General features: G+C 54.2%; 20 protein-coding genes. 8 read left to right on the forward strand and 12 right to left on the reverse strand.

Annotated features, from left to right (window positions below):
* Positions 1 to 9: 9 nt before the first annotated feature.
* The 8 genes from H7F31_RS23905 to H7F31_RS23940 form a co-directional block, all read right to left on the reverse strand.
* On the reverse strand, positions 10 to 1,491 hold the full coding sequence (locus H7F31_RS23905) for a rhamnulokinase (protein WP_187105502.1): 1,482 nt from the start codon (positions 1,489 to 1,491) through the stop codon (positions 10 to 12).
* Entirely contained in the window at positions 1,491 to 2,711 is a 1,221-nt protein-coding gene (rhaI, locus tag H7F31_RS23910) for an L-rhamnose isomerase (RefSeq protein ID WP_187100812.1), read from the reverse strand. The genes H7F31_RS23905 and rhaI overlap by 1 nt, the downstream gene beginning before the upstream one ends.
* Positions 2,712 to 2,742: 31 nt before the next feature.
* Positions 2,743 to 3,120 (reverse strand): sensory rhodopsin transducer, encoded by a 378-nt coding sequence (locus H7F31_RS23915; protein WP_256975566.1) that lies wholly within the window; start codon positions 3,118 to 3,120, stop codon positions 2,743 to 2,745.
* An 80-nt stretch (positions 3,121 to 3,200) separates the two neighbouring features.
* Entirely contained in the window at positions 3,201 to 5,270 is a 2,070-nt protein-coding gene (locus H7F31_RS23920) for a bifunctional aldolase/short-chain dehydrogenase (RefSeq protein ID WP_187100813.1), read from the reverse strand.
* A gap of 172 nt (positions 5,271 to 5,442) precedes the next feature.
* Positions 5,443 to 6,300 carry an MBL fold metallo-hydrolase gene (locus tag H7F31_RS23925; RefSeq protein ID WP_187100814.1) on the reverse strand — a complete coding sequence of 286 codons (858 nt, stop codon included), beginning with the start codon at positions 6,298 to 6,300 and terminating at the stop codon, positions 5,443 to 5,445.
* Between the two features lie 15 nt (positions 6,301 to 6,315).
* Positions 6,316 to 7,959, reverse strand: a complete 1,644-nt coding sequence (locus H7F31_RS23930) for an extracellular solute-binding protein (protein ID WP_187100815.1) — start codon at positions 7,957 to 7,959, stop codon at positions 6,316 to 6,318.
* 26 nt (positions 7,960 to 7,985) lie between these two features.
* The gene (locus tag H7F31_RS23935; RefSeq protein ID WP_187100816.1) at positions 7,986 to 8,888 is read right to left on the reverse strand and encodes a carbohydrate ABC transporter permease; all 903 of its coding nucleotides are present in this window, start codon (positions 8,886 to 8,888) and stop codon (positions 7,986 to 7,988) included.
* An 11-nt stretch (positions 8,889 to 8,899) separates the two neighbouring features.
* Positions 8,900 to 9,847, reverse strand: a complete 948-nt coding sequence (locus H7F31_RS23940; protein WP_187100817.1) for an ABC transporter permease — start codon at positions 9,845 to 9,847, stop codon at positions 8,900 to 8,902.
* A gap of 304 nt (positions 9,848 to 10,151) precedes the next feature.
* Here H7F31_RS23940 and H7F31_RS23945 point away from each other — a divergent pair, with 304 nt between their 5' ends.
* From H7F31_RS23945 to H7F31_RS23970, 6 genes are all read left to right on the forward strand, one after another.
* Positions 10,152 to 12,509 (forward strand): helix-turn-helix transcriptional regulator, encoded by a 2,358-nt coding sequence (locus H7F31_RS23945; protein WP_187100818.1) that lies wholly within the window; start codon positions 10,152 to 10,154, stop codon positions 12,507 to 12,509.
* Positions 12,510 to 12,602: 93 nt separating this feature from the next.
* The gene (locus H7F31_RS23950) at positions 12,603 to 13,769 is read left to right on the forward strand and encodes an iron-containing alcohol dehydrogenase (RefSeq protein ID WP_187100819.1); all 1,167 of its coding nucleotides are present in this window, start codon (positions 12,603 to 12,605) and stop codon (positions 13,767 to 13,769) included.
* A gap of 30 nt (positions 13,770 to 13,799) precedes the next feature.
* Positions 13,800 to 14,627 (forward strand): aldo/keto reductase, encoded by an 828-nt coding sequence (locus H7F31_RS23955; protein WP_187100820.1) that lies wholly within the window; start codon positions 13,800 to 13,802, stop codon positions 14,625 to 14,627.
* 334 nt (positions 14,628 to 14,961) lie between these two features.
* Positions 14,962 to 15,696, forward strand: a complete 735-nt coding sequence (locus H7F31_RS23960; protein ID WP_187100821.1) for an ABC transporter ATP-binding protein — start codon at positions 14,962 to 14,964, stop codon at positions 15,694 to 15,696.
* A complete protein-coding gene (locus H7F31_RS23965; protein ID WP_187100822.1) occupies positions 15,693 to 16,841 on the forward strand; it encodes an ABC transporter permease in 1,149 nt (382 codons plus the stop codon). Before H7F31_RS23960 ends, H7F31_RS23965 begins: the two co-directional genes overlap by 4 nt.
* Before the next feature lie 45 nt (positions 16,842 to 16,886).
* On the forward strand, positions 16,887 to 17,558 hold the full coding sequence (locus tag H7F31_RS23970; RefSeq protein ID WP_187100823.1) for a TetR/AcrR family transcriptional regulator: 672 nt from the start codon (positions 16,887 to 16,889) through the stop codon (positions 17,556 to 17,558).
* A 162-nt stretch (positions 17,559 to 17,720) separates the two neighbouring features.
* On the opposite strand, the gene H7F31_RS23975 is transcribed toward H7F31_RS23970, so the two are convergent.
* The 3 genes from H7F31_RS23975 to H7F31_RS23985 all read right to left on the reverse strand — a co-directional run bounded on the left by H7F31_RS23975 (position 17,721) and on the right by H7F31_RS23985 (position 20,793).
* Positions 17,721 to 18,164, reverse strand: a complete 444-nt coding sequence (locus tag H7F31_RS23975; protein ID WP_187100824.1) for an RbsD/FucU family protein — start codon at positions 18,162 to 18,164, stop codon at positions 17,721 to 17,723.
* Between the two features lie 70 nt (positions 18,165 to 18,234).
* The gene (locus H7F31_RS23980; RefSeq protein ID WP_087567267.1) at positions 18,235 to 18,894 is read right to left on the reverse strand and encodes a class II aldolase/adducin family protein; all 660 of its coding nucleotides are present in this window, start codon (positions 18,892 to 18,894) and stop codon (positions 18,235 to 18,237) included.
* A 108-nt stretch (positions 18,895 to 19,002) separates the two neighbouring features.
* Entirely contained in the window at positions 19,003 to 20,793 is a 1,791-nt protein-coding gene (locus H7F31_RS23985; RefSeq protein WP_087567268.1) for an L-fucose isomerase, read from the reverse strand.
* 143 nt (positions 20,794 to 20,936) lie between these two features.
* Here H7F31_RS23985 and H7F31_RS23990 point away from each other — a divergent pair, with 143 nt between their 5' ends.
* Positions 20,937 to 21,950: a LacI family DNA-binding transcriptional regulator gene (locus H7F31_RS23990; RefSeq protein ID WP_187100825.1), complete on the forward strand. Its 1,014-nt coding sequence runs from the start codon at positions 20,937 to 20,939 to the stop codon at positions 21,948 to 21,950.
* A gap of 16 nt (positions 21,951 to 21,966) precedes the next feature.
* Here H7F31_RS23990 and H7F31_RS23995 read toward each other — a convergent pair whose 3' ends face one another.
* Positions 21,967 to 22,905: an AraC family transcriptional regulator gene (locus tag H7F31_RS23995; protein WP_187100826.1), complete on the reverse strand. Its 939-nt coding sequence runs from the start codon at positions 22,903 to 22,905 to the stop codon at positions 21,967 to 21,969.
* Positions 22,906 to 23,100: 195 nt separating this feature from the next.
* On the opposite strand from H7F31_RS23995, the gene H7F31_RS24000 reads away from it, so the two are divergent.
* Positions 23,101 to 24,399, forward strand: a complete 1,299-nt coding sequence (locus H7F31_RS24000; protein ID WP_187100827.1) for an alpha-glucosidase/alpha-galactosidase — start codon at positions 23,101 to 23,103, stop codon at positions 24,397 to 24,399.
* The last annotated feature ends 75 nt before the right edge of the window (positions 24,400 to 24,474 follow it).

The raw sequence follows: 24,474 nt of genomic DNA on the forward strand, positions 1-24,474 counted from the left end.
CTCGTTATTTTAGCCCGTCAAGCCGGTAGCGGCCAAGAACCTGACATAAGCCTCTTCCCATTGCGGCCCGTCCTTGGGCTCATAGACATCTACAGGGAAAGAATCGCCGACTACGCGCCTCGCTTCCCAAATGTCGCTCAATTCGCCGTTCGTTATCCATTGTACCAGCATATTGCCGATTGCGCTTCCTTCGATTGGTCCCGCCCATACCGGCTTGCCGATCGCGTTCGCCGTCCATTCGCAGAGCAGCGTGTTCTGAATGCCGCCGCCGACCATATGCAGTCCACTATATGTCACGCCGGACAGCTGCCCAGTCTGCTCCAGCGCATAACGGTATTTAAATGCCAGACTCTCCAGGATGGCCCGTACGAAAGCTCCCTCGTTTTCCGGCGCCTTCTGTCCCGTCCGCTCGCAATATTCTCGAATGCGGCCAGGCATATCGCCAGGTGGCAGAAACAGCTCGTCGTCGGAATCAATGAAGCATGCGAACGGCTCAGCAGCCGAAGCCATCGCCACCAGCTCGGGGAACGTATACTTAACGCCTGCTCGCTCCCACTCGCGTCTGCATTCCTGCAGGATCCATAGGCCCATGATGTTTTTGAGCAGCCTGTACGTACCGTATACGCCGCCCTCGTTCGTGAAGTTCAGCTCCAGCGCCTTCGCTCCCATAACAGGCTCGCTTACTTCGGTACCGATCAGCGACCATGTGCCGCAGCTCAGGTAGGCGAACGAGCGATCCCTCGCCGGCACCGCCGCAACGGCGGAGCCCGTGTCATGTTCGGCTACTGCGATTACCGGCACCGGCTCAATGCCCAGCTCCGCGCATACCGATTCGCTTAGCCGACCGACCGGCGTGCCGGGCTGAACGACTGGACCAAACAGCGAACGGTCCGCGCCTACCGCCTTCAGCAGCTCGTCATCCCAATCGCCCGTTACCGGGTTGTACATTTGCGTCGTCGTCGCCAGCGAGAATTCATTGTGCATTTCGTCCGTAAGGAAGTAACGAAGCAGAGCCGGAATCATCAGGAAGTGCTTCGCTTCGCGCAGCAGCGGAGAACCGGCCTTCTTCATGGCCTCAAGCTGATAAAGCGTGTTGAACGTCAGAAACTGAATCCCCGAACGGTCGAAGATTGTCTCCGCCGACAGTTCGCCGATGAGACGCTCCATCACTCCATCGGTCTGTGAATCCCGATAATGGACGGGATTGCCGAGCAACTCGTTGCCGGGGCCGCCCAGAAGGCCGAAGTCAACGCCCCAAGTATCGATGGCGATGCTGCACAGCTTGATGCCGCGATGTTTCGCTTTCAGCAAGCTTTGTTTCAGCTCATGCAGCAAGCGAAGAATGTCCCAATGCAGCCGTCCGCCTGCCTGCACAGGGTCGTTCGGAAAGCGATGCAGCTCTTCGAGAACGATTTTGCCGTCCTCGAGCCGACCCAGCATGGCTCTGCCGCTGCTGGCGCCGAGATCGAAAGCCAGTACATGCTTCTGCATCACCAGCTCGCACCGCCCTTGCCTCTGACGGCAATGTCTTTCCCGTAGCTGGAGGCCAGGTAATCGCCCATGGGATCAACGGACAAACCTTGCTCTTCGCGGTACGACCGCAGCAGCGGAGCAACGTCGAATTCGAATGCGCTGCGCACCGCATGTTCGGCAGCCAGCACGTCGCCGCGGTTTGCTGCCGCTTCGACTTCCTCGTGATTAACAAGCAGCGCTTTCGCGAATTGCGTTTGCACATTAAGCACGGAACGCAGCATGGCTGGAATTTTCGCTTCGATATTATGCGACTGGTCGATCATGTACGCAATATTGTTCACGCAGGATTGGATCGCCTCGTCGCGGTCGCTCGCCGCGCTCAGGATTTGATAGAAGATCAGGAACAGCTCGTATGGATTGACGGTACCTACGATAAGATCGTCATCCGCGTATTTGCGGCTGTTGAAGTGGAAACCTCCGAGACGTTTTTCGTCGATCAGATAAGCGACGATATGCTCGATGTTGGCTCCCTGCAGATGGTGGCCCGTATCTACGAGCACTTCGGCCTGCGGTCCCAGCTTTTGCGCCAAGTTGTACGCCATGCCCCAATCCGCGAGATCCGTATGATAAAACGCCGGCTCGAAACATTTGTATTCGATCAGCATGCGCATGTTCGGCGCAAGCGCTTTATACATTTCGCCCAACGATTCCTGCATCCATGCTTTACGTTTGCGAATGTTGCCTTGTCCCGGGTAGTTCGTGCCGTCCGCGAACCACAGGCTGATATCGCGCGAACCCGTCTCCTTTGCGATGTCGACGCATTCCAGCAGATGATCCGTCGCCTTGCGGCGAATGGCGGCATCCGCGTTTGTCACGCTGCCCAGCATGTAATCATCTTCCTGGAACAGGTTCGGATTGATCGCGCCGATCGCGAGACCCAAACTCTCCGCGTGGCTTCTCAGCTTGCCGTAATCTTCCACTTTGTCCCAAGGAATATGGATCGCTACGGACGGCGCTAGGCCAGTCAGCTTGTGCACCTGAGCCGCATCCTCGAACTTCTCGAACGGATTGCGCGGCACGCCTTCCTTCTGGAACACCTTGAAGCGCGTACCGGAATCGCCATAGCCCCAGGACGGAGTTTCGATGCTAAGTCCTTTCAGTTTCGCTTTCACTTCGTTTAAATTAATGCCTCTTGCCCCTTGCTGCTCCTCGAACAGCGAATACGCGCGATCTGTCATGTTACGGCACCCTCTCTATATTTGAATGGTATTATTTCGATTTCAGCGGAAACGCCATTGTCGACATCAGCGCATTCTCCGCTTGCGTGGAATCCAGTCTGCTGTACTGCACAATAACGGGAATATCGCTTTTTACCTCGATCGCATAAGGCACGCCCACCGGAATGCCTGCGCCGTTCTTCTGAAGGGAGGAAGTGCGGATATGCTTCGTGCGCCTCGCCGGCACAACATGCAGCATGTCCTCCATCGGTTCCCTATCCTCGAAAAAGATCGTAAATCTCAGCAGCGCCTCTTCGGAAGACGTATTAAGGACGCAAACGGATTCATGACTGGTCAAGCTGCCCGAGCTGTCCGGCGGAATAAATCCGTCCGGAATGATCCAATGCTTCTCTCCTCTGGCCTGGAACAAATCGATCATCCCTTCTTAGGCGATAGGTCCGCCTGGCGTCCTTTAAACGTGGATGCAGGCGGACCACTTGGGCCCGAATATTATCTAGTAAACGCCGCCGGTACGCCGCCGTCAATCGTCAGCATGCAGCCCGTCGTTTTATCTGCTTTCGACGAAGCGAAGAAGGCAATGCCCTCCGCGATATCGCGCGGATAAATATTAACGAGCAGCGTCGTGCGTTTGCGGTAGTACTCCTCCAGTTGATCCGGCTCGATGCCGTAAGCGGCTGCCCGCTCGTTGCGCCAGCTGCCGTTCCAGATCGCGGAGCCTTGCAGAATCGCGTCCGGCAGAACCGTGTTGACGCGAATGCCGAACTCGCCGCCTTCTGCTGCGATGCAACGGGCAAGATGCGCTTCCAGCGCTTTCGCCGCGCTGTATGCCGATGCGTTTTTGCCTGCGTATACGGAGTTTTTGGAGCCGATAAACACCATGTTGCCGCCAATGCCTTGCGTCTTCATCAATTTGAACGCCTCGCGCGCAACCAGGAAGTAACCAGTTCCAAGCACGTTCATGTTCAGGTTCCATTCCTTCAGGGAAGTCTGGTCGAACGGGCTGGAAGTCGCCAGACCCGCATTGTTGACGATAATGTCAACGCCGCCGTAAGCGATCGCCGTCTCGGCATATGCCGCCGCTACCTGCTCTTCACTCGTCACGTCCATCTTAACTGCGATAGCCCGGTTCTCGCCGTACTTCTCATTAATTTCGCCGGCAACCTTCTGGGCACCTTCCAGGTTCAGGTCAGCCAGTACGACATGGGCGCCTTCGGATACGAGTCTGCGCGCCGTCTCGCTGCCGATGCCGCCGGCTCCGCCCGTAATGAAAGCAACCTTGCGGGAGAATTCCGCTTCTGCAGGAGCAAGCGACAGCTTGTACAGCTCAAGCGGCCAGTACTCTACATTGTAGGACTCGTTCTCGCTAAGGGAAACGAAGTTGCCCAGCGCCGTTGCGCCGCGCATAACTGCGATGGCACGGTGATACAACGCGCCGCTGACTTGGGACATCGCCCAGCTCTTGCCTGTGTTGATCATGCCGATACCAGGAATAAGAATAACGCGCGGAGCCGCTTCGAACATAACGTCGCCTTCATGTTTGTTGCGCTCAAAATATTGCGAGTACTGCTCCTTGTAAGCCGCGATTCCTTCGGCAAGCTTCGCTTTCAAGCCTTCGACATCGTCTGCGTTCGGAGCCCAGTCGATAAAGAGCGGAACGACCTTCGTATGAACAAGATGGTCCGGGCAAGCCGCGCCGACTTGCGACAATGCTGCGGAATCCGAGCCGTTTACGAAGGAAAGCACGTCGTCCGCGTCGTCGAAGGACAAAATCATCTTTTTGACGTCGCTGACGGCGCCGCGAACGGTCGGCATCACTGCCGCGACGATCGACTTGCGAACATCGGCCGGCAGCGATTCGTAACGCGCTCCGCCGAACAGCTTCGCTTCGTTTACGCGCGCCTCGATAAACGCTTCCGCTTCATTGATAATGCGAATGGTTTGCGCGTAAGCAGCCTCGGACGTTTCTCCCCAAGTAACCAGACCGTGTTTCTCCATAATGACAAGCTCGGCGTTAGGATTGTTAAGGACGCCTTCCGCGATCATCTTGGACAGCGTGAAGCCAGGACGTACATAAGGAACCCATACGAAACGGTTGCCGAAAATCTCTTCCGCCAGCTGGCGGCCGTTATCCGCGCAAGCCAGGCTGATAATCGCGTCGGGATGCGTATGGTCAACATGCTTAAAAGGAAGGAACGCATGCAGCAATGTTTCGATGGAAGCACGCGGATGTTTGGCATCGATCATGCAGTTCGCCAGGTAAGCCACCATATCCTCATCGGACATCTCGCCGCGCTCGAACAGCGGACGAATGTCGTCCATGCGCAGACCGGTGAAATTGCCCGCTTTCATCGTAGCCAGGTCGGAACCGCTTCCTTTTACGTACATGACTTCGACGTCGCGTCCGCGGAAGTCCTTCTCCATCGTTTTGGTCGATGTATTGCCTCCGCCGTAGTTGCACACTCTGCGGTCCGTGCCGATCAGGTTGGAGCGGTATACCAGCTCGCTCAATCCCCCGTTAAGCTCTGCTGCTTTCGAAGATTCCCATAATGATTGCACCATGTTTGCTTTTACCTCCAAATGATATTTGATTTTATTTGTTTTTGATTGATTTCAGTATATCATCTTTGTTTTTGTTTGAATACATTTATTTTCGGAGATAAACAAAGATCATTCAAAACAAAAAGACGCCTCCATTTCTCTATCGAGTAGTAGGAGACGTCTGTAGTTCCTATTAAATTTGCAGCCCGTCGCAAGCGACTGTAATCCGGCAAGGGAAATGCTGCGCGGCGAACCATTCCACAAGCTCCGCGTGGGTCGAGGTGAAATGGTTAATATGCGTCAAATAAATATGGGTGCCTTCGTGCAACGTTCCTTGCTCCAGCAATTGGCGAAATAGTCCCATGCAACTGGGAGCATCCAGATGCCCGCCGGGATGCGGTCCGCGTCCGGGGGTTAGACCGAAGGTGCATTCGCTGATCAGAACGTCCAGCTTCGCTTGCTCCAGCGCCCGGAAGGTCTCAGGCAAGTACCAGCCCGTATCCACTCCGTAATAGAGCTTTCTTCCATCTTGCAATCGGAGCAAATAATTGGCGCAATCTTCGCCCATATTGCCTCTGTGATTGCCGCGGAGCGGCGTAACTTCCATGCCGTCCACTATCGCCGTACGGTTAAATTCCAGCTTGTGAAAAGCAATGACGCCCTGCTCCTCCAAGCGAGTAGTCATGCCCTTCATAATAGGTTGGCTTTGGCGATAAAAGTCTACGATGTCGTATGCGCGATCGGTCAAATAAAAATGAAGCGGCTCCTTATGCCTTTCAATCGCCATGTTGCGGACATTCATCATCATATAGTTGAAGTGATCCTCATGCGTATGACTGACCAGCACATGCGCAAGCTCCGTGAAATCGCCGTAATCAATGGCTTGCTGGAAGGAGTCGGCGCCCAGATCAAGCGAAATCCGTTCGTTCACTCGGAAGGTGGAGCGGCGGCGCACCTCGGCGCCGCCTGTTTGCCGGGCGTTCCGGCACACGGAGCAGGAGCAGAACGGGTTAGGGATGCCCTCCGCCGCGCTTGTACCGTAAAATCTCATAATGCTCCCGCCCCCTTACTGATTCCAGCGGTCGTATGCCGCCTGATAAATAGCCAAATATTCATCCAGCTTCATGTTGTTCAAAGTGCTTACGAATTTGTCCCATTCGCCGATCGGTCTTGATCCGGTTACAAATTTGACAACCTGCTCGTCCGTAAACGCTTCGATATCTGTCGCGATCGTACCGAGTTTGATGTTCTCCTCTTCGGTGAAGCTGGGATTCATCAATTTCTCGTCCGGTACGAGGTATGGACGGATAATATCCTTGTTCGCGATCATCTCCGGCAATACGGCCGCGCTCTGATCGACCTTCTGCGTCACGCGCTGCGTAATTTGGCCGCCTTGGAAAATCGTATATTCCGACAAAGCCTCATCGACCGTCAATCCGTTCGGATCGTTGGCGAATTCGTCCTTAAGCTTGTAGAATCCGTCGGCGTCGATCGTATACGTGACATCCTTGATCCCGAGTCTGGCGAGCGCCGTGCCCTCTTCGCTCAAGAAATGGTCGGCCCACCGAAGCGTAGCCTCCGGATTCGGATTTTTGTTCGTAATGACGAAGGAGCCCACTTCGCGTACCTTAGGATTGACTCCAACCCAATAGATGTCTCCCTCGGTTGCGCGCAATACCGGATTCTGCACATAATTGGCGCGGTTATTGCCGAGCCACAGATTATTGTTGCCGCGAGCGACGAAGCCGACCCGATCCTCATCCACCTTGGAAACCACCTTGTTCATATCCTGAGAGAATATTTCCTTGTCGATCAAGCCTTCCGTCCACAGCTTATTGAAGAAAACAATGATTTCCTTGAATTTGTCGTCCGTCGCGATGTAGCGGATCTTGCCTTCCCCGTCCACGTCCATGTAAGGAGCGATGATGCCTGAATTGCCTCCGTAACCCCAGCTTCCGTAGAACGTGCGGATCAGCTCGTTGCCGCTGCTCTTGGTTTCCTTGTATCCTGTGAAAGGCACCTCGTCCGCCTGTTGATTGCCGTTAGGGTCCTTTTCCTTGAATGCTTTCAGCACCTCATAAAATTCGTCCATTGTCGAAGGCATCTCGAGGCCGAGCTCTTCCAGCCACTTCTGGTTGATCCACGAGGAGGATATTCGTCCGTCGGCTTCGCTAATATTCGGAAGGGAATAGATGTGGCCGTCCGCGGCCGTAATCGCCTTCCGAATGCCCTCGTCTTCTTGCATCAATGCGGAGAGATTCGGCGCGTACCCGGCTTCGATCAATTCGTCCAGCGCGATGATCTGCCCAGTGGCCGCGTAAGACGTCAGCAATTGGGAGGACAAATTCGCGCGCATTACAAAATCCGGCAGGTCATTCGAAGCGAACAGCAGATTTCTGCGTTCTTCGAAGGAGTTTTGCGGCACGCTGTCCCATTCGATCTTGACGTTGGACAGCTCCTCGTAATGTTTCATGCCTTTATGTTCGTTCCAGTCCTTTACGAGCTCGTATTTGGATACAAGACCCTTTAACCGCACCGGTTCATTGGCGATCGGGAAGCCGGTCTTGTTGATATTATCCTTCGACTCGGCTGCCGCGCCTTGTCCTGCAGGCTCCGATGGACCATTGTTGTCGTTGGATGCGCAGCCCGTCATGGCGAGCAGTGAAACGACTTGCACGGCCGCTGCGGCCGCAACCCATTTTTTTCTCATGATTACATTCATCTCCCGTATAAGTTTTAGCCTTTCAAAGCGCCGATCATCATGCCTTTAACAAAATACTTTTGCAGAAATGGATATAGCGCGAGCACAGGTATGCTGGACACGATAATAACGGCATATTTGACGCTTTCCGCGACCAGGAATTTGCTGGTGTCCATCTCGATGGAGTCCATCATAATATTATCGGACTGATTCATAACCAGAATCTCTCGTAAAAACAATTGCAAAGGATACAACTCGCGATCTTTCAAATAGATCATCGCTTCAAAATAAGAGTTCCAATGGAAAACGGCGTAAAATAACACCAGCACCGCCATGATCGGCGCGCTCAGCGGCAGCACGATGGTGAAAAACGCACGAATGTTGCCGCAGCCGTCTATATAAGCCGATTCATAGATCTGTTCGTCGATCGTCGTCTCCAGGAAGGTCCGGGCTACGATCATATTGTATACATTAATAGCCGTGGGCAATATAATCGCCCAAATCGAATTGTACAGCCCCAAATTTTTGACAAGCAGATACATGGGCACAAGACCGCCGCTGAAAAACATCGTAATCGTAAAAAAGATCATGCACAATCTTCGGAACGGGAAGTTTTTGCGCGCTAGCGGATAGGCGCCCATCATCGTCAGCGATATATTGACGACCGTTCCGATGATCGTATATATAAGCGTATTGCGATAACCGATCCAGATCTCCGGATTGGCGAATACCCGCTCGTACGCTTCTACATTAAACCCTTGCGGAATCAGCCCTATCTTGCCGGAGATGACCAGCGCAGGATCGCTGAAGGACGCGCTGACCACATAAAGCAACGGATAGAGAATGACTAGGACGAACGCCGCGATGAGAATATAAGTGATGAACAAAAAGATTTTATCGCCCTTAGACTCGCGAATTTTATAGGACACGGCCTGCATGATGATCCCTCCTAGAACAGGCTGCTGCTGCTGTATCGTTTGGCTAACCGGTTGGCTGCCAGCAGCAAAGCAATGTTGATGGCGTTGTTGAACAGTCCGACGGCCGTCGAAAAGCCGTAATCCATGTTGATAAGCCCCATTTTGTAAGCATAGGTCGAAATAACTTCGGATGCTTCCAAATTTAGACTGTTCTGCATCAATAGAATGCGTTCGTAGCTGAGCGACATCATTTTCCCCATCTGCAAGATGAATTGGATGATGATCGTCGGCAGCAGACAAGGCAAGTTGACATGCAGGATCCGCTTTAGACGGCTCGCGCCGTCAATCTGCGCAGACTCGTGCAGCTGAGGGTCCACGCCGGATAGCGCCGCGATGAAAATAATGGAATTCCATCCACAGTTGCGCCATATATCCGTTCCGACATAGACGCCCGAAAAGTACTTCGAATCCGTCAGGAAAGGAATCGGCCCCAGTCCAAAGTAATCCAAAATGTGATTGATGTATCCGCTCTCTCCGCCCAGGAACAAATTGATGATCCCGACGTATACGACCGTCGAAATAAAATAAGGCGCATAAGTGATCGTCTGGAACGTTTTCTTAATGCGCTCCCGTCTCATTTCGTTAAACATTAAAGCCAGGATGATGGGGATCGGAAAACTGATCAGCGTCTTCATTAAATTAATGACGAGCGTATTATTGAGAATTCGGGCGAACTGGAACGAATCAAAAAGCCTCTGAAAATTGTCGACGCCAATCCATGGACTGCCGGTTATGCCGTCTATCGGATTAAAACGCTTAAACGCTAATTGCACGCCATACATAGGGCCATAGCAGAAGACCAGGAAATAGACAATAACCGGAATAATGAAAATTAGATAATCCCAGTTGCTTCGCATTCCGAATCTCCGCTTGCGCATCCCGTCAATGGATACGGGCGCGGCCGCGGATCGAGCACGCATCGGGCAAACCTCCTTACCAAATTCTCGAGTGGAAACCAATCTGGCCAGATTCGGTCCTCAGCTATCCTTAGTCGGAACAGCGTCGTCTCACAAGCTCGATCATAAGAGAAGACAATCGCTACCGCAACGATAGATAATTGCTCCCTCACAGCAAAAATTGATATTTGGCGCGCCTTACGCACCCTGCAATTTTCGCAGCGACCCGTCATTTTTTGCAATTGTCCTCATAATGATTGATTACTCGCAGCAAAGTTCGTATAGTTGTTAATACAAAATTTCAATTATGCATCGGGATGTGAGCAAGATGTTGAGCGCTTTTCGCTCCAAGCTGTTCAGGCAATATCTGCGCAGATATTTATTGATTTTGGGCGTGTCGGGAGCCATGCTCCTCGCCACCAATATTATTTCGTTGACGAATGCCTACGGGCGGTTAACCGACAATGCCCACCGTTTCATGGCACATGCCACGGAGCTGCTGGACAACCGTATTCTCGAGTTGCAGCAATTGACCTTGTTTGTTTCCCGCGACTCCGAGCTTCTGCCATATCGGCTGCAGGAACAATTCGAACAACCCTATTTGATTTCCGGCGAGCTGTCCAAATTAAAGGCGCCTTCCATCGATCTTGATTCGATCGGCCTATTCTATCGGAATACGTTGCACCCCTCGCTCGCGAATACGATCTTTACCGACACGGGCATGTATTCGCCGGAAAGTTATATCAAGCTGATTGCCGACGACAAAATTTCGACGGCCGGCTTCCGCGGCATGCTGGAACAATTGAAAGCGCCGGTACTGCTTTCGTCATTATCGAACGAAAGCAATCAAGGCGATCGCGATCAGGTGCTGCTGTTCCTCGTTCCGCTTGACGGTACGCCATACTCCAGCGGCGTCATGGTTTACAAGCTCAACTATCCGGCCTTGCTGCAAAATTTCAAGCAGATCATCGATAGCAGAAGCAATCTGATCGTATTTGACCGTCAAGGAACCCCCATTGTTTATCTTGCGGACGATCCCAAGCTGGAATATGCGAGTCTGGCAAGGGCTCAGGAGCAAGGAGGTCGGCTTCCCGGCTATCTCCTGCTGCAAGAAACTTCCGCCAAACAAGAATTCCAGGTCGTCAGCGGCATTCGGCACAGCCTATACTATCACGAATATTATGTTTCCCTTGCCATTTCGATCTCTATTATTCTATTATCCATCGTACTTGGGATGGCGCTCAGCTTCCGTTCGGCCCGAAAAAGCTACGAGCCGATTCAGGAGCTGTCAAGCAGCTTTGCCGACTTGGAGCCCGCTAAGCTGAAAGAAGAAGGCGGCAAAGACGAATTAGCCAGGTTATCCGAATACATTCGTCAGATTCGGGACGAAAGCGTAAACATGTCCAATATGATGAACAATCAAGAGGTTCTAAGCCGAAATCAGCTATTGCAGGCTTTGCTTATGGGCAAGCTGAATGTGGATAACACCAGCGAGGCGAATCAGAACGCGCTGAGGAAATATTTTGGCGAAAGCGCGGGCTGCAACGTGCTGGTGTTCCTGTTCGACGAATTTAATGCCAAAGTCGGCAAAGAGCCCCTGAGCGAGCAGTGGCTGTTAAAGTACGTCATCGGCAATGCCTTCGAGAACCTGACTGGCGACCATGGCGTCCATTACGCCCTCGATTTGGCCGTGGACAAAGGCATAGTCGGCATCGTCGCCTGGCATCGGGAGAACGCGGGAGAATGGGAAGAGCGCAGTCGGGCATTCGCAGCCCAAATCGGCGCGTTTATGCAAAGACATTTCTCTTTGTCGCTCTCCTGCTTCGTCGGCGAACTTCAGCCCGCGAGCGAACTTCATCAATCATTCAGCTCCGCCCTGGCGTTGGCCGAATTCCGAATTTTCTCGGGGAAACAAGCGATTATTACCCCAACGGAAATCGATCGTCAGAGAGCAGACCAAACAGAAAACGATAAACGCCATATTTTGAGCTTTGTTGCCGAGCTCAATGCAGCCGTCTCGTCCCGGCAGCCGGACAAGCTGGTAGAGATCATGCGGGAACTGGAAGCTCGCTTCCTGTGGCTCGAGGATCCTACCGCGTTCCGAAGCACCTATTTGCAGATGGTATTCAGCTTGAATCAATTCGTTAATAACATCCCGCTAGCCCATCGCGAAGCGATCAAATACAAGCTGGACGGTCTGGCCGAGGCGGAAGTGGAAACGATAGAAGAAGCCTGCGCCAATCTCATGGACGCGGCGCACTGCATTCAGGACAGCTTGGGCGAGGAATCGGGCGAAGACCGGTTGTATGGTTCCATGCTTGAGTTCGTGGCGACTCATTACATCGACTGTAATTTGAGTTTATCCATGGTGGCGGAGAAGCTGTCGTTGACTCCTTCCTATGTAACGCGTTATTTCAAGACGAAGAATGGACTGCCGCTCATGCAATACGTGTCCAAAGTGCGCATCGACAAAGCGAAGGAGCTCCTGGAGAGCGGCAGCCTCACGATCAAAGAAGTCGTAGAACGGGTAGGGTTCGTAGACGAAAACAACTTTTCCCGCGCGTTCCGCAAACGCGAAGGCGTCTCGCCGACTAAATTCCGGTCGATGCGGCAGATATCCGGAATCGCGACGGCGGGTGCGGCAACTTCGGTTCCCGGCCCTACCAATTCCTACCCGAAACATTGACACTCGGGATCGTTACGGATAAAATAAGTCGCGTCAACTATAACAAAAAACATTACAGTATTTTGAAATTAGACGGATAAAGGAGGTTGCCGCATGAACAGCTTTCAGTTTCACAATCCTACCCGCATCGTGTTCGGCGAAGGCGAAACGCGTCGGGTCGCCGAAATGACCGCTACATATGGCCGAAACGTCCTGCTTGTGTACGGAGGCAACAGCATTAAAGCGAACGGTCTGTACGACCAAACGATCGATCTGCTCAAGCAAGCGGATATCGCAGTGCATGAGCTGGCCGGCATTGAGCCGAACCCTCGCCTGTCCACCGTGAAGAAAGGCATCGACATTTGCCGCCGGGAAGGCGTGGACTTTATATTGGCGGTCGGCGGAGGCAGCGTCATCGACGCGGCCAAGGCGATCGCGGCCGGCGTTCCGTACAACGGCGACGTCTGGGATTTCTTCGTAGGCAAAGCACGAATCCAGGAAGCGCTCCCTCTGGGAACGATTCTGACGCTGGCCGCTACGGGCTCCGAAATGAACGGCAACACCGTTATCTCCCATTGGGATGCCAAGTTAAAGCGCGGCAGCGGCAGCCCCCATATCTATCCCAAGTTTTCGATACTCGATCCCACCGTTACCTACTCCGTGCCTCGCAATCATACGGTGTACGGGTCCATCGACATTATGTCGCATGTGTTTGAGCAATATTTCAGCCTGACCAAGAATACGCCCCTGCAGGAGAGATTGTGCGAATCCATCCTTCAGACCGTCATCGAGAATGTAGAACCGGCGCTGTCCAATCCTAACGACTCGGTGGCACGGGCCAATCTGATGTGGAGCGGCACCTTGGCGCTGAACGGCGGTCTGATCAGCGTCGGCGTGATTACCGATTGGGCGACGCACGGCATCGAGCACGAAGTCAGCGCGATCTACGATATCCCGCATGGCGCGGGTCTCGCGGTCATTTTTCCTAATTGGATGAAATACGTGTACAAAGAACGCGTCGACAGATTTGTCCAATACGCGCAGCGGGTATGGGGCATCCAGCGTGATGACCGCACTGACGATGAGCTTGCGCTTGCGGGCATCGAGGCAACGCGCGCCTTCTTCACTCGCATTGGAGCGGAATCCCGCTTGGCCGACTTCGGCATCGGAGCGGACCAGTTGGACCGAATGGCGGAAGAAGCCGTCCGTTACGGCGAGATCGGCAACTTCAAACGCCTGGGCCAACAAGATGTGCGCAATATTTTGGAAATGTCGCTCTAATCTACTATCGATCGAGGAGGAACTCTAACAATGACAACCGCATTTACGAACAGCGCAACGCTGCATAACGGACTAAAAATGCCTTGGCTCGGCTTGGGCGTATGGAAAGTAAAGGACGATGGCGAGACGGAGCGTACCGTGCAAGCTGCGATCGAAGCAGGCTACCGACATATCGATACGGCTGCGGTCTACGGCAACGAAACAGGCGTCGGCATCGGCGTTCGCAACAGCGGCATCGCGCGCGAAGAGCTCTTTATCACGACGAAAGTATGGAACTCGGAGCAAGGCTATGAGTCTTCGCTTGCCGCTTTCGAACAGAGCTTGGAGAAGCTTGGCATGGACTATGTCGACTTGCTCTTGATCCACTGGCCGGTGAAAGGCAAATACAAGGATACATGGCGGGCGCTGGAATCCATCTACCGCTCCGGCAAAGCCCGTGCGATCGGCGTCAGCAACTTTCATATCCATCATCTGCAGGATCTGATGGAGTCCAGCGAGCTCGTGCCGATGGTCAATCAGGTAGAATACCATCCGCTGCTTACGCAAGAGCCGCTTTTGGCATTCTGCAAGAGCAATCAAATTCAAGTCACGGCCTGGAGCCCGCTGATGCAAGGCAACCTGGATCATGCCGTGCTTGCAGACATCGGCGCCAAATACGGCAAATCTCCCGCTCAGGTCGTGCTCCGTTGGGATCTGCAGACGGGCGTTATTACGATTCCGAAATCTACGAATCCGGAGCGTCTGAAGCAGAACGGCGATATTTTCGACTTCGAGCTGTCCGCAGAGGATATGGCCGCCATCAGCGCGCTGAATCGCAATCAGCGCTTCGGCTCGGATCCGGACAACTTCAACTTCTAAGAGAGAAAGTATGGCGAATCATTTACACTTCTATATGTGGTCAAGGCACGGGGACTCAACGGTCTCCGTGCTTCTTTTTTCCTCAATAAGACCGACACGTACACCTTGCGGCTCTACGCCCCAGACGCCTTGTATCCTGTCTTACTATTGACTCTATCCATGGTCTACCCCATGAGGCTGTCGATTTATTATGGACGGCAGCGCATCGTTGTTTTTCGCCCCCTTTCACTATAATCGATGCATATCCGATTTTTCTTGACAGCTCCAGCCTTCCGGGAGTAATCTAATGCCATAAAATGAGTGATTACTCACTCCTATCCTAGGGGGTTTTGGAATGTCTGCTCCTATCGATCCCGCCATCCGCGTTCGCGGGCTCAGCCGCGCTTTCGGCCATCAAACCGTCCTAAGCGACATTACGCTCGACATCCAATCATCCGAAATATTCGGTTTGCTGGGACCTTCCGGCTCCGGCAAAACGACGCTTGTCAAAATGATCGCCGGCATTGACGAAGGAACCTCAGGCGAAGTCGTCATGCTGGGCACGAAGCTGCCGAATCTCTCGATGATGGAAAGAATCGGCTACATGGCCCAGTCCGACGCACTGTACGCAGAGTTGACGGCCAAGGAGAATCTTGATTTTTTCGCCGCCCTGTTTGGACTAAAAGGCGCGATAAAGAAAACCAGAACCGCGTACGTCATGGAGCTGGTCGGGCTGGGCGAGCACATGAACGGGATCGTAGCCTCGTACTCCGGGGGGATGAAACGAAGATTGTCGCTCGCGATCGCTCTGCTTCACGATCCCAGAATCCTTATTCTCGATGAGCCAACCGTTGGCATAGATCCCTTGCTTCGGAAGTCGATCTGGTCCGAGTTGGAAAAGCTTAGCCGGCAAGGCACGACCATCCTTATCACGACCCATGTCATGGACGAGGCGGAAAAATGCCATCGTCTCGGCCTCATCCGTGAGGGCCGCCTCATCGCGGTCGGCTCACCGGAAGCGTTGAAGCAGGAAACGGGCAGCGCCACGATCGAGGAAGCATTTCTTCAATACGGAGGTGCGGCAAGATGAGAATTCGCGCGTTAACGCTCCGGATTATCCGCCAGTTTTTCCGCGACAAGAGGACGATGGCCTTACTCATCGCAGCGCCCCTACTCGTCCTTTCGCTTATGTATCTTGTCTTTAACGGCGACTCCTATACGCCTAAGATAGGGGTTATCGGCATACCGGACTCGCTCGCAAAACAAGCCGAGGGGCTTGATGCGGATGTCCTCGCGTTCGGCAGTCCGGAGCTGGCGGAGAAGGCGCTCGAGGCGCAGGACATCGACGCCTATGTCTTGTGGGACGGCAGCGCGCCGGCAATCAGGCTGGAGGGCAGCGATCCGGCCCGCAATCGGGCGGTGCTTTCCGTCGCTTCGGCGTGGCTGGGGCTGTCCGGCATGCCTGCGGGCATGGGCGTGCCGGGGGGCATAGGCGCGACAGCAGATACGAACGCGCATTTGAATGATGTCGCAGACACGTCGTCGAAGGCGCACTCGGAAGCTGATAAGGGCACGAGCGCTCAAGCCGTTCCTGTGGAGCCTGCAATCGAATATTTGCACGGCGGACCCGCGATGACGACATTCGACAGTCTGGGCCCCGTTCTTATCGGCGTATTTGCCTTCTTTTTCGTGTTCCTGATCGCTGGTGTTTCGTTCTTAAAGGAAAGAACAAGCGGAACTCTTGAGCGGTTGCTTGCGACGCCTCTGAGAAGATGGGAGATCGTTGCGGGATATATTTCCGGCTTCGGCTTGTTCACGGGCATACAAGCGGTGCTGATCGCCTTGTATTCCGTCCATGTCCTGGGATTGATGATGGACGGCTCCATCTGGTACGTGCTGCTGGTGACGCTGCTCTTATCCGCAACGGCGCTAAGCCTCGGCACCTTTCTGTCGGCGTTCGCCAATACGGAATTCCAGATGATACAATTCATCCCGCTAGTCATCGTGCCTCAAATCTTTTTCTCCGGACTGTTCGATCTCGAAAGCATGTCCCCTTGGCTCAGATGGCTGTCCCATCTCATGCCGCTGACCTACGGCGCCGACGCGCTTAGAGGCGTCATGCTCCGGGGCGAAGGCTGGAGCGGCATCGCGGGAGACGTGCTCGTGCTCGCCGGCTTATCTTTGCTCTTTATGGGAGCCAACGTGCTGGCATTGCGCAAACATCGCAAAATATAGTAACCTGTAGCCAACCTACGGCTAGACAAAAAGGAGCTTACTCGCATGACCGAACGGAATGATCTATGGCTGCAAGATCTGCTTCGACTGGCGGAGGAAGAAGGAGGCGGCGTTAAAACAGAGAAGCAAGCCCGCATTCTCGAAGCCGCGATCGAAATCTTTGCCGAGAAAGGTTACGCCGCCGCATCGACGAGCGAGATCGCATCCAAAGCCGGCGTAGCGGAAGGCACGATTTTCCGCCATTACAAAACCAAAAAGGATCTGCTGCTCTCCATTGCCGGACCCATTGCAGTGAAACTTGCCGCTCCGTTCCTCATGCGCGACTTCGCCAAAATGCTGGAGCAGCCCCACGAACGGGTCGAAGACTTGTTCCGGACCATCGCCAAGGATCGATTCCAGTTCGCGCGACAGCACATGAAGCTGCTCCGCATTCTGATCCATGAGGTCCCCTTCCAGCCCGAGCTGCTGACGCAGGTAAGGGAGCTGTTCGAGAACCACGTATTTCGGCGCATGGAGAAAGCGATACTCCACTTTCAGGCTCATGGGCAACTGATCGACGCCCCTCCATGGCGCGTGCTTCGATCTGCGATCAGCCTGGTCGTCGGCATGATCTTGACCCGCCTCCTCCTATTACCGGACGAGAGCATCGACGAGAACGAAGAAATCGACCGCACGATCGACATCTTGATGTACGGCATCGCAGGCCGGTCGGAATAACCTGATCCTTCGATCTGCCGGTGATGCGCGAAGTGAGCTTCGATTAGCGATACCAGACAGACAAAGACGCCCCGTTCCTAACTGTATCAGCAAGGAACGGGGCGTCTATTTGGTCAACAAGAGCTCGCATTTTTTCGAATCCAGAGTCGTTCCCGTCGCGAGTTATTCGGCGTTATCCGGCTTGACAACGCCTTTCTTCAAAATCAGGTTCGCGTACAAGGCGCTCTCTCCTGTCGCCACGATTGCGTAAGCCCGCTTCGCCCTCTCGTAGAAGGAGAATCGTTCGATCTCTTCAAACGGCTCTTCCAGCCCTTCGCGGGTGCGGATAATTTCGCGGTACTCTTCCCAGATAGGCGTCTCCGTCGCGTCACCCGGCATGACGGCCATTAGTCCGGCAGGTTTTTCAACGTATTGATCCAATGGAAACAATTGCAGCATGGCGTCCAGCAGCGCCGGAATGCCGTGCCCGTCACAACGGATTAGCCGCTGCGCGTGGCTGGCGCCAGGAAAGTTTCCGTCCGCGAGGACGATTTCGTCGCTATGTCCCATTTCCATAAGGACCTTCAACAGCTCGGGCGGCAAAATGGCCGGAATCCCTTTCAGCATAAAAAGCCTCCTCACCGTTTCCCTATCGCCATGTTAAGCCGCAAGGACCGAAGGGCGATTGGCATCGGCATTATTTCATCTTCTGAAGCAGTTGAATCCGGTAGGCTTCGCTTTCAAGCGAAGCTATCTCCTCAAACTCTTCCTTCGTGAGCACCTTCGGCTCGCGAATCGCTTTGGCGATGAGGTAGATTTTGCAGCTTTCCTCGACGACTTCCGTGCGGTAATAAGCTTCGCGCAGGTTGCGTCCGGTCGTCACAAGACCGTGATTGCCCAGCAGCACCGTACTGGCTTGATTAACAACCTCGACGTATGCGTCCGCGAGTTTATCCGTCGTAGGCAAAACGTAAGGCACATATACCGTCTTGCCGACAAGCGCCGCTTGGTCCGGGAACATGATGGGAAGCTCCTGCTCTACCAGCGTAAATGCGATGCAATATGGCGGGTGCGTATGCACGATTGCGCCGATATTCGGATTGGCGCGGTAAGCGTAGAGATGCATCAGCACTTCAGACGATGGACGCAGACCGATGTCGGTTATGTCGCCCGTTTCGATGTCGACTTCTACCCATTGCTCCGGCTCGATTTCGTCGAGCGCAAAACCGCTTGGGGACAAATACATTTTGCCTTCGTGCTTAGCGCTAATATTGCCTCCCGGGCCGACGACCAGCTTGTTCGCTACCGTCTTGCGGGCGTATTTGCACAGTTCCTCGCGAATGGCTGCACTGCTCATGTTGGGTTAACCTCCAGCATAATTATTTTGATGTTGCAAACTCATATACTTTTCTATCGTCAAGGTGAAACGGCTGCCGCCATCCATCGATGGGGCAGCGCGTTCAAATTACTTGTAAAGCGGACCGAAGTTGCTGCACGCGCGGAAGTCCGCGCCCTCGGCATCTGCCGTGCCGAACAGTCCCCATGCGCGTGGACGGAAGACACGATCCTCCGGCACGTTGTGCATATGGACCGGAATGCGAAGCATGGCCGCCAGCGTGATCAGGTCGCCGCCGATATGGCCGTAGCTGATGGAGCCGTGGTTGGCGCCCCAGTTGTCCATGACATCGTAGACGGAGCGGAACGCGCCTTCACCGGTAAGCTTAGGAGCGAACCAAGTCGTCGGCCATGTAGAATCCGTCCGTTTGTCCAGCGTATCGTGCACGTCTTGCGGCAGATCGACGGAGTAGCCTTCCGCGATTTGCAGAACCGGACCGATGCCCTTTACGAGATTGAGCCTTGACATCGTCATCGGCATGCCGCCGCGAGTCAGATAATCGGAGGAATAGCCGCCGCCGCGGAAATATTCCACGGAAGCCGGGCGCCAGGACGTCGCGTCCAGACACTTCTGCGCCTCTTCTTCCGTAATCTCCCAGAACGGCTTCATGACCGGCTGGCCGTCCCTGCTTTGTTCGCCCGTGCCGTCAAGCGTTGCCGGACCGGAGTTGATCAGATGGAGAATGCCGCCTTCCGCAGCTCCTTCGAGCTTATGTCCCGTCACGCGTTCGACGGAGTCGGGACTCCAGTAAGTGCGAACGTCCGCAAAGATCTGCGCCGTATTCGTAAGCAAGTTGCCGAACAACATGACCGCGCCGTTAAGGCTGTCGTTCTCCGTCGCGACGATGTATGGAGCGCGGATGCCGTTCCAGTCGAACGAGGAGTTAAGCATCGCCTCCATAAAGTCTCCGTTCGGGAAGTGGTCCGTCCACTGGCGCTGGCCTTGGAAGCCGGATACGATCGCGTTGTGGCCCATTGCTTCCTCGCCGAAGCCCAGCTCCGCAAGGCGCGGGTTGCCGACCATAAGGTCGCGAGCGATTTGGGTCATTTTGACCACGGTCTCCCAGTCCTTGTCCTTGCTCTCGCGGGATGTCTGGATGCTCTCCGGATTGTTGTCCGGTCCTTCGATGCAATTCTCCTTCACCCATGCCAGCGCCTTTTCGTATTCCTCGCCGTCATAGATGCCTTCTTCCATACGACGGACGAATTCCGACATGTCCACGTATTCGGTGCGAAGGCCGAGATACTCCTGGAAAAACGCGTCGTTGACGATGGAACCCGCGATACCCATGGATACCGAGCCCATGGACAGGTACGACTTGCCGCGCATATAAGCAACCGCTAGACCCGCGCGCGCGAATCCGATCAGCTTGTCCCGGACATCGTCCGGAATGGTCGTGTCGCCAGCATCCTGGACTTGCTCGCCGTAGATGCCGAACGCCGGCAAACCTTTCTGCGCATAACCCGACAATACGGCTGCCAGATAGACCGCGCCTGGACGCTCCGTACCGTTAAAGCCCCATACCGCCTTGGGGATGGACGGATCCATATCCATCGTCTCCGTGCCATAACACCAGCATGGAGTTACGGTGATGGACACGCCTACGCCGGATTTCAAGAATTTGTCGGCGCATGCTGCAGCTTCCGCCACTCCGCCGATGCAAGTATCCGCAATAACGCATTCTACGGGCTCTCCGTTCGGATAACGAAGCGTCTCCGACAACAATTTCGCCGTTGCTTTTGCCATATTCATCGTCTGCTCTTCGAGCGACTCGCGCACGCCTCTGCGTCTGCCGTCAATCGTCGGCCGAATGCCGATCTTGGGGAAGCCCCCTTGGAATCGCAAGTTTGTCTCTGCCATGTTATAACCCTCCAATGGAATAATTTAAAGGTTGTTCACAGTAATAATGTTACCGATAACTCTAAATTAACAGCCAAAGAGGTTGCTGTCAACGCTTTCTTTTTGTATGATAAATCCTATGATATGTCGAAAGGATAGTCATTATGGTAACGATCTATGATATTGCGGAGAAAGCCAATGTCTCGGCGATGACCGTGTCGAGAGTTATCAATAACTCTGGCAGAATTAGCGAAAAAACACGGGCGAAGGTACGGAAAGTGATGGAGGAAATGAACTACGTGCCGAATCAAACGGCGAGGAGTCTCGTGCTGCAGCAAACGAAGCTGCTGTTCCTGCTCATTACGGATATTACGAACCCGTTTTATACGACGCTCGCAAGAGGCGCGGAGGATGCCGCCAAGAAACAAGGCTACCGTCTGCTGTTCGGCAACAGCGACGAGAGCCTGGAAAAGGAAGCCGACTACGTGACGACGATATTGACGACGCGGGTCGACGGCGTGCTGCTCGCGCCGGCCGGCGATCCGTCATTCCCCCATCTGGAGTTGCTGCGCCGCCACGATGTGCCCTTCGTCCTGCTTGACCGGGAGGTGCCCGGCATCGACTGCGACATTGTACTCGGCGACAGCAAGGAAGGCGCCAGGCAACTCGTCTCCCATCTGGCGGAGGCCGGACATGAACGAATCGCCATGGTAAACGGTTCCTCCTCCATCTCCAGTGCGAGACTGCGCCTGCAAGGCTACAAGGAGGGACTGAAGCTAAGCGAGCTGCCTTTCCGAGAGGATCATATATTCGAGACGAGCTTCGGCTCGCTAAACGATCTGTCCGAGATGGAAGCATGGCTGGCCGGCCTCAACCCTCGGCCAACCGCGATTCTTACGGGCAACAACGTGCTTGCCGTAGAGGTCATGCGGCTGCTGCATGGGCAAGGACTCCGCGTCCCGGAGGATATGTCCATCGTCTGCTTCGACGATCTCGGTCCCTATGCCGATGTGGAGCCGTTTCTCACCGTCGCGGCGCAGCAAGCCTACCAGTTCGGCTATATGGGCATGAGCATGCTCATCGAACGTATTCAGGACAAGGAGACCGCCCAGCCGTGGAAAAAAATCGTCCTTCCCGCGGAGCTGCTCGTCCGTCGTTCCGTCAAGCCGCTGCGCTAAGGAGATTAGACTTGTGTCACAGCGACTTCCGGAATTCTGTAGGCGACACCCCTCGCCATTTCCGGAATTGCTTCGTGAAAAACAGAGGGTCGTTAAAGCCGACCGAAGCCGCCACCTGGGCGATCGTCAAATCTCCCGCAAGCAGCTTCTCGGCTTTTTTCATGCGGATTTTATTTAAATATTGCATGGGAGACAGCCCTGTCGTTTCTTTGAACAGCTTCGTCAAATGGGCGCGGTGGTAACCCAGCTTCCTGGCGATTTCCCCAATCGAGATATGTTGGCCGTATTGGTAGGACAGCATCCGAATCGCTTGATCGATCTGCTGCTGTCTGCCTGGTATCGCGTCCTCCGGCAACGGTCGATTCATGGGACGCCCTCCCTCGCTTGGCTGGTGCGACATGATCATCGGCTCGCCGTCGCGGCCGTCTATGCCCGTGACGCCGTTTTCAGGGGCATTCCCTGCCAGAGCGGCGACCCCCATTTCGTGAAGCACCAGCCTCAGACAGCCGGACGCCGCCATGCTGCCCAGCTCGGGCGTTGCTCCGTTGTCCAGACAGTCCCGGATACTGCCGAACAATTCTCGCATCTTACTGGGAGACAACCCTCGGAGCGCCGCTCGTTCAGGCGTTATGCCAATCCGCCCCAACGCCTTCTCGGTCTGCTCGCCCGAGAAGCCGATCCACATATACGTCCACGGCGTCTCCCTGCTCGCTTCGTACTTGACCAATATGTCGGGGAAAATCAGGAACGCGTCCCCCTTCTTCAGCCGATATTTTTGCCCCAGCGTCTCGAACGTCCCTTCTCCCGCTGTCACAACATGAAGGAGAAAATAATCGTGAACCGCAGGCCCGATGTAATGGCCGCCAACGACGTCGGCTTCGCCGCAGAACATTACGACGAAGTCCCCCCGATCTGTCGCGGCGTTTATCGACAGGCTGTATCTATAGTGTTCCACTCTTCAAGTCTCCCTTCGGGTTCCTCCTGCTACTCCTATCGTTATCATACACAACAATACGACATTACTCCATATATTGATCTCTTCTTTCCATATGCAACGGCAGCTTGCCGACCTATACTGTAAGTGGTTACTTCGGCGGTGCGCGCTGCAAACCGCACTTCAAACCTATACGTTCGAGGAGGCTTATTTCTTATGTCCAAGATTACATTTATCGGTGCGGGAAGCACAGTTTTCGCAAAAAATATTTTAGGCGACGTGATGCATACGCCGGCGCTTCAGGGCTTCGAGATTGCCTTGTACGACATCGATGCCGACCGTCTGCGCGATTCCGAAACGATGCTGCAAAACATTAAGTTAACCAGCGGCAGCGCTTGCGAGATCAAAGCTTACTCCGATCGCAAGGAAGCGCTACGCGGCGCCAAATACATTGTTAACGCGATTCAGGTTGGCGGATACGATCCATGTACGATTACCGACTTCGAAATACCTAAAAAATATGGCCTGCGTCAGACGATTGCCGATACAGTCGGCATCGGCGGCATTTTCCGCAACTTGCGCACGATTCCCGTAATGCTCGACTTCGCCAAGGATATTAACGAAGTATGTCCGGACGCGCTGTTCCTGAATTACACGAATCCGATGGCGGTATTGACGAACGTCATGAACACGCACGGCGGCGTTAACACGGTTGGTCTCTGCCATAGCGTGCAAGTATGCGTGCCGCATCTGTTCAAACATCTTGGCATGGAGACGGAAGGCGTGAAGTGGCATATCGCGGGAATCAATCATATGGCCTGGCTGCTGGAAGTAAGCAAAAACGGCGTCGATCTGTATCCCGAGATCAAACGCAGAGCCGCAGAGAAACAAAAGGAAAAACACGACGATATGGTCCGCTTCGAGATGATGCTGAAATTCGGCTATTACATCACGGAGTCGTCCGAGCATAACGCGGAATACCACCCGTACTTCATCAAGCGCAATTATCCCGAGCTGATCGAACGCTTCAACATTCCGCTGGACGAGTATCCGCGCCGCTGCGTGAATCAAATTCAGAACTGGGCGGATATGCGCGATAAGCTCGTTAACGACAAAGGACTGGAGCATTGCCGAAGCCACGAATACGCATCCTACATCCTGGAGGCGATCGAGACCGACGTTCCGTTCCGCATCGGCGGCAATGTCATGAACACGGGTCTCATCACGAATCTGCCTAAGGAAGCCTGCGTCGAGGTGCCGTGTCTGGTCGACCGCAACGGCGTTACGCCAACTTACGTAGGCGATCTGCCGCCGCAGTTGGCCGCTCTTAACCGCACCAACATCAATACGCAGCTGTTGACGATCGAAGCGGCTGTCACCGGCAAGCGCGACCACATCTATCATGCGGCTATGCTGGATCCGCATACGTCCGCCGAGCTGTCGATGGACGACATCGTTTCCCTCTGCGACGAGCTTATCGAAGCTCACGGCAGCTGGCTGCCGAAATACAAGTAAATCTACGTTATTCGATTAGCCGATACACGCACGATTAGACCCTGCATCTCCGCTTGGCAAACAAGCGAAAATGCA

The organism is Paenibacillus sp. PAMC21692, from assembly GCF_014303795.1.
GTDB classification, from domain to species: Bacteria; Bacillota; Bacilli; order Paenibacillales; family Paenibacillaceae; genus Pristimantibacillus; species Pristimantibacillus agaridevorans.